The 6313-nt window shown below is 45.0% G+C and carries 3 protein-coding genes; all 3 read left to right on the plus strand.

What is annotated here, in order from left to right; translation table 11 throughout:
• The first annotated feature begins 80 nt into the window (after window positions 1–80).
• A complete protein-coding gene (locus tag IQ260_RS25790) occupies window positions 81–1244 on the plus strand; it encodes a ShlB/FhaC/HecB family hemolysin secretion/activation protein (RefSeq protein ID WP_193995948.1) in 1164 nt (387 codons plus the stop codon).
• Window positions 1245–1387: 143 nt separating this feature from the next.
• On the plus strand, window positions 1388–5494 hold the full coding sequence (locus tag IQ260_RS25795) for a two-partner secretion domain-containing protein (protein WP_193995949.1): 4107 nt from the start codon (window positions 1388–1390) through the stop codon (window positions 5492–5494).
• A 190-nt stretch (window positions 5495–5684) separates the two neighbouring features.
• On the plus strand, window positions 5685–6215 hold the full coding sequence (locus IQ260_RS25800) for a filamentous hemagglutinin N-terminal domain-containing protein (protein WP_228016440.1): 531 nt from the start codon (window positions 5685–5687) through the stop codon (window positions 6213–6215).
• Window positions 6216–6313: the final 98 nt, after the last annotated feature.

Raw genomic sequence — 6313 nt, forward strand, 5'->3', positions numbered from 1 at the left:
CCCAAACCTCGAAAAACACGAAAGGCACGAAAGGCACGAACCAATACCTCCTAAAACGTTGTTAGTGTTCTGATGGAACTATGGCTAGGGCATTACAATGTCCTAATCTTGGAATTTGGAATTGCTGGCTTGATCCCCTAATTACTACTATCTCTGCTGATTTACAGGCCAGTCCCACAGACGGAATTAATCGCCTGGTTGTATCTGTGGTTGAAGCAGATAGCTTTAATGCCGTCTATACACTCGACAATAAACGTTCCCCCAGTGTGGGAACTATTCGCAATCAGCTACAAATCACTGAAGCAAATCTACTCGGATTGGGGGATAGTCTTAGCATTGGAACTAGCCTCACCAGCGGTAGCCAGGGAATCAATGCTAATTATACGCTGCCTGTTAGTCCCCACGGTACTACACTCAACTGGACCATCGATCTTTCAGACAATGATGTAGTAGAGGAACCATTTGACGACCTAGATATCAATTCGGATTCTAGTTTTTATGAGCTGACTCTAAAACAACCTCTGTGGCGCACCCCAAGCCAGGAGTTTGCCATTGGACTCATAGCCTCCCATCAACGGGCTCAGACGTCTCTAGGTTTTAATGATCTGGGTCCTACTGCCCTAGCGCCCGGTGCTGACGACCAAGGGCGTACGCGAGTATCTGCCCTGAGGTTTTTTCAAGAGTGGACCGATCGTACGCCGCAACAAGTTTTGGCATTGCGATCGCAGTTCAACCTGGGTCTAGATGCCTTAGGTGCCACCATCAATACAGGAAATGATCCTGACAGCCGCTTTTTTTCTTGGCAGGGACAGGCCCAATGGGTGCGTGTTCTCAGGCCTGACACGCTATTACTACTCAGGAGTAACCTTCAACTCGCCACAGATCCGCTATTGAACCTGGAGCAGTTTAGCCTGGGTGGTCAGTCCACCGTCAGAGGGTACCGTCAGAATCTTTTATCCACTGATAATGGGCTGTTGGCATCTGCTGAGGTACGGTTGCCCGTGTGGCGCGATCGCGATCGTCGGCTCTTACAGCTCACCCCATTTCTAGATATGGGCTATGGCTGGAACATGGAAGGAGACAGCCCTGATCCATTAGCCAGCATAGGTGTTGGGCTATTGTTTCGCCAAGAAAATCTCACAGCCCGTCTCGATTGGGGTATTCCACTTATCTCTGCAGGAGATGAGAACGATTCCTTACAAGAGAAAGGGCTGCACTTTACACTACAGTATTCATTTTTTTAGTATCCGGCCACATCATGTAGTTACGATAAATAATTTTTATTTTTTAGTAAACAGCGGACTGTCAAGAACACAAATACGGTATGAGTATCGTAGATGTCTTTAGATTTTAGGCATCTTAGTACCGAAAACGTCCTGGTTGTTCTATGGCTCATTGTCTCTCTGTCCGCTGGTTTCAGTTTGCCTTAGTAATTATTACCGGTCATATCGCTACTGCTGCCTATGCAATAACTCCAGGGTCTGCTGCTTCACAGACTGAGGTATCTAAACCTAACGTTGTTTTTAACCCTGAGTCATCTTCTCTAACAACAGAAATATTAGTTACTCAGATTATCCCAGATAATACCTTAGGGCATGAACAATCTACGGTTTCTGACAGTCATGAACAGACTCATATCAGTGGGGGAGCGATTCAGGGCCCTAATTTATTTCACAGCTTTGAAGAATTCAATGTCAATACCGGTCAGCACGTTTACTTTGTAAACCCTGACAGTATTGAAACAATTTTAAGCCGGGTCACTGGTAGCAATATCTCTGACATTGATGGGCTATTGGGTGTGGATGGTAATGCCAATTTATTTCTCCTGAATCCCAATGGTATTAGCTTTGGCCCTAATGCTCAGCTAGATATTCGCGGATCTTTCACAGCCAGTACGGCAGAGACCGTTGTATTTGCTGATAACAGCACATTTAGTGCGGTAAATCCTCAAGGGACCTCTCTATTAACCATGAGTGTGCCGCTAGGTGTGCAGTTTAGTGACCACCTTCAGGGAGCAGTGACCAACCAGGGTATTTTACAGACTGGGCAAGATTTAACCCTAGCAGGTCAGAATCTCTACCTAGAGAGGCAGCTAACGGCAGGAAAAGATTTAAGCCTGCAGGCTCAAGACACCGTTACTATTCGAGACACCGAAACAGACGCATTTCTTGCCCGCTCAGGTCAGAATCTTACAATTCAGGGAAATCAAGCGATTGATATTTTAACCCTACAGCACCTGGAACAGCTACCCTTTGTCAGCGGAGAGAATCTAGTTCTAGTCAGTGACGGAGCAATTTCAGCAGATGCACATTTAGAGAGTGGAGGAAATGTACAATTTTCAACCCTACAAGGAACCCCCGGTAATTTTATTAGCCTCTACGATCCAATTATCAGTGCCAATGGAGATGTGATTCTGGGTGACTACAATGGAGTAGCTCTTAAGATCGAAGCTACTGGAAGCATCCAGGCCGATGAAATTATTATCACAGGACCAGACCTTTTGTTACAAGCTGATGGGTCAGGTTCAGATGAAGACTTATTAGCCAGCAGTCGAGCCGTCATTCTTCGGGCTGGTGTGGATGCACTCAATGGGAACGAGCCGCCAGAGACTATCGGTGGTACCACTACTCCAATCGGCACCATAGCTGATAATCCTATCGGTAGCATTATTATTAACGGTGATATTTCTGCATTTAATAATGGTGGTAATGGCGGCGATGCAGACGATGGTGGACCAATAATCCTAACCGCAACAGGTAATATCGACATTAATGGAAATTTAGTTTCATTTGCTCAATCATCACCATTACCTGGCAATGATTCAGGCGATGGCGGGCTTATTACCCTGACTGCAGATGGCGATATCAACGTTGATGGAAATTTTCTTTCATTCTCTCAGGCATTGCCAAACAGTGGCGGTAGTGCGGGCGATGCCGGATCGGTTACTCTAACCGCAGATGGTGATATTGACATTGATGGGTTTTTTATCTCATTCTCTCAAACGGGAGAAAACAGCGGAGGTAATGCAGGCAATGGAGGAGCGATTACACTAACCGCAAATGGGAATATCAATGCTCCAAGAAATTTCCTTTCACACTCTGAAGCATCATCAGGCAATGCTGGCAACGGTGGTGACATCTCCATTACCTCAACATCTGGTGATATCACGACCAGCGGTAGCCTGAACACTATCTCATTTGCTGACTCTGGTGCCAACAATGCAGGGAACGGTGGAGATATTACTATCTTTTCAGACGCTGGTCATATTTCGACTCTCGAAGAGTTGATTACGTTTTCTACGTCAGTAGATGGAGATTCAGGTGCTGGCGGTACAATCTCTATCACTTCAAATTCAGGCAATATTCTAAACGAAGGGAATCTAGCAGCCAACTCACTTGCTGAAAACGGTAACTCTGGTCCCGGTGGGAATATCTCCATTGCTTCAGGTTTCGGTGATATCATTGCTAATGGACGAATAAATACATTTTCCTTTGCACCTTCTCTTTTAAATGCTAGCAATGGCGGGACTGTTTCTATTTCCTCCGATTCTGGCGATATCATGCTCAACGAGAGAATCAGCTCATTATCATCATCGACATTGGGTAATGCAAACAATGGCGGAGACGTCTCTATCTTGTCAATATCTGGCGATATTTCAACCAGTGATATAAACTCATCATCGTCTTTGTTTGTTCCGTTTTTTCAAAACATCCCCGTCGACATTACAACAGCAGATACGATTACCGGGGATGGTGGAGATATTTTGATTCGTTCTACATCAGGTGATATTGTAACCAATGGGTTCTTGTCATCATCATCGTTTTCACGGGATGGGAATGTAGGTGACAGCGGTAATATATCGCTATTGACCAAAGAGGGAACCATTCGTGGCAACAGCCAGATTAGTGCAGTCTCTATTTCAGAGCTAGATGACATAACTGGTGACGGAGGCAATGTCACACTACAAGCCAACAGAATCTCTGATCTAGAAATACGTACCATATCCAGTGCAGGTGCATCAGGAAATGTGGCAATCCAAAGCACTACCGATGGTCTCACGGCTAACAATCTGCGTTTGATTACCAGTGGTCAACTAGAAATTTCGCATCCTATATTTCCCAATCAGCCGTTTTTTTTAGATCTAAGTGATTTTGATTTCGATCAGTCTGGCAGAACAACCATAAGCAGCTCTAACGACCTGATCCTGAATAATGTTGAGCTTCTGAGTGATGCCAACCGGGTTGCTGATGCCGGGAATGTAGAGCTAAGAAGTAATGGAACTATCCAGCTCAACAACAGCCGAATTTTTAGCGATACTAAGCCCCAGAGCAGTGGTAACGGTGGCGATATCATCATTGCAGGCGATAACAATATTACCTTAAATAATAGTATTATCACAACCGGCACCGATGGTGATGGTCGTGCCGGTAATATTCTGATCACAGCCCCTCTATTAACTATTCAGAACGATACAAAAATCATTGGTGAGACCAGCAGTTTAAAACGTGGGGGCATTGGCGGAGATATCATAGTTCAGGCTGATGGCATCAATCTTTCAGGGGATAATACAGAAATATCGGTTAATACCAGTCGTGTCGCTGCAGCTGGCAATATTACATTAATTCCTTTAGGCAGGGGTAGTCTCCAAGTTTCCACCATTGGTGATGGAGCCCAGATTTCTGCATCCACCGAAATTGGTAGCAGTGGACGTGGGGGGAATATTACTATTCGTGATGCTGATAGTGTCCTTTTGAGCAATACAGAAATTCTTACTAGCGGCGATGGTTCTGGCGCAGCTGGCAGTATCTTTATACAAGATGTAGGAGAGTTTGTCATGCGGCGCACTAGCCTGATTTTAGCAGCAGCGAACCAAACGGGGCGCGGCGGCAATGTCGACATTGATGCAGGTTTTATTTTGACAATTCCTGAAGAAGATAACGATATTCTAGCTACCGCTAACGTCGGTCAAGGCGGTACAGTTTCGATTACAGCTAATCTCATCAATGGTTTTCGAGAGGTTGAGCTATTCAACCCAAGTTTGAGAGGAAATCGGATCAGCGACATCAGCGCTAGATCTAATTTTGGCTTTGATGGCACCGTGACCTTAGAGTCTGAATCCAACCCGGAGCTAACGGAACTACCAACAAATCTGAGCGATCCAGCTAACCGTATTGCTCAAACCTGTAGTACTGAAGTAGGTGCTGTTGTCGATGGTCTTACAGGGGATTTTAGTATGACCGGACGTGGGGGCCAGCTCCTCAGCCCTGCTGATATTGCGAGCCAGTACGGGCCACTCGAGGATTTGGGACCAGCAGCGACAGAAAAAGATTCATTCTCCACAGTAAATATCATGCCAGAAAGTCACTCACCTGCTACAAACCTACAGACTCAGACTCCCTTGCTAGATGCCCAAGAAGCCCTCGTTACTGCATCAGGCGATATTTTCTTGGTGACAGAGCATCGCTGGCATCCCCCGTCCTCATGTACACCTTGATTGATAACAACCGTCGGCAGCAGTCTTTTGCAGAGTATGTAAGAGTCTGTCAGTAGGTGAAAGCGAAGGTTAGAACCTCTATTCCCTAAGTTTTCTTTAATTTCCTGGGACGGTTACCGTAAATATTGTATGAGTATCGTAGATGTCTTTGATTTTGGACATCTAGTTCCAAAAACGTCTTAGTTACTCTATGGCTCATTGTTTCTCTATTCGATGGTTTCAGTTTGCCTTGGTCATTATCACCGGTCATATCACTACTGCCGCCTATGCAATGGCTCCCGGAGCAACTGCCTCGCAGGCTAAGTTATTTAGACCCGACGTTGTTTTAAACTCTAAGCCATCTTCTCTAGCTACAGAAACATTGGTCGCTCAGATTATCCCAGATAACACTTTGGGGAATGAACAATCCACAGTTCTTAACACTCAGGAACAAAATCGTATTAGTGGGGGAGCGATTCAGGGACCTAATTTATTTCACAGCTTTGAAGAATTTAATATTAATACGGGACAGCACGTTTACTTTGCTAACCCTGACCATATTGAAACAATTTTGAGTCGTGTTACCGGTAGCAACATCTCTGAAATTGATGGATTATTGGGCGTAGACGGTACTGCCAATTTGTTTTTGCTTAATCCTAACGGTATTAGTTTTGGTCCCAATGCTCAGCTGGATATTCGAGGATCTTTTACAGCAATACTCCGGACAGAATTAGGAGACTAGAACCCCGTAGTCACAAAGACTTGGAAAGTTGGGATGTGATTTAATCAAAGTCTCGTCTAAGTCTAAGTTTCGAATAAACCTGTCAATCAGATGCTGAT

This window comes from Leptolyngbya cf. ectocarpi LEGE 11479, assembly GCF_015207065.1.
In the GTDB taxonomy this organism is placed as follows: Bacteria; Cyanobacteriota; Cyanobacteriia; order Phormidesmidales; family Phormidesmidaceae; genus Leptothoe; species Leptothoe ectocarpi.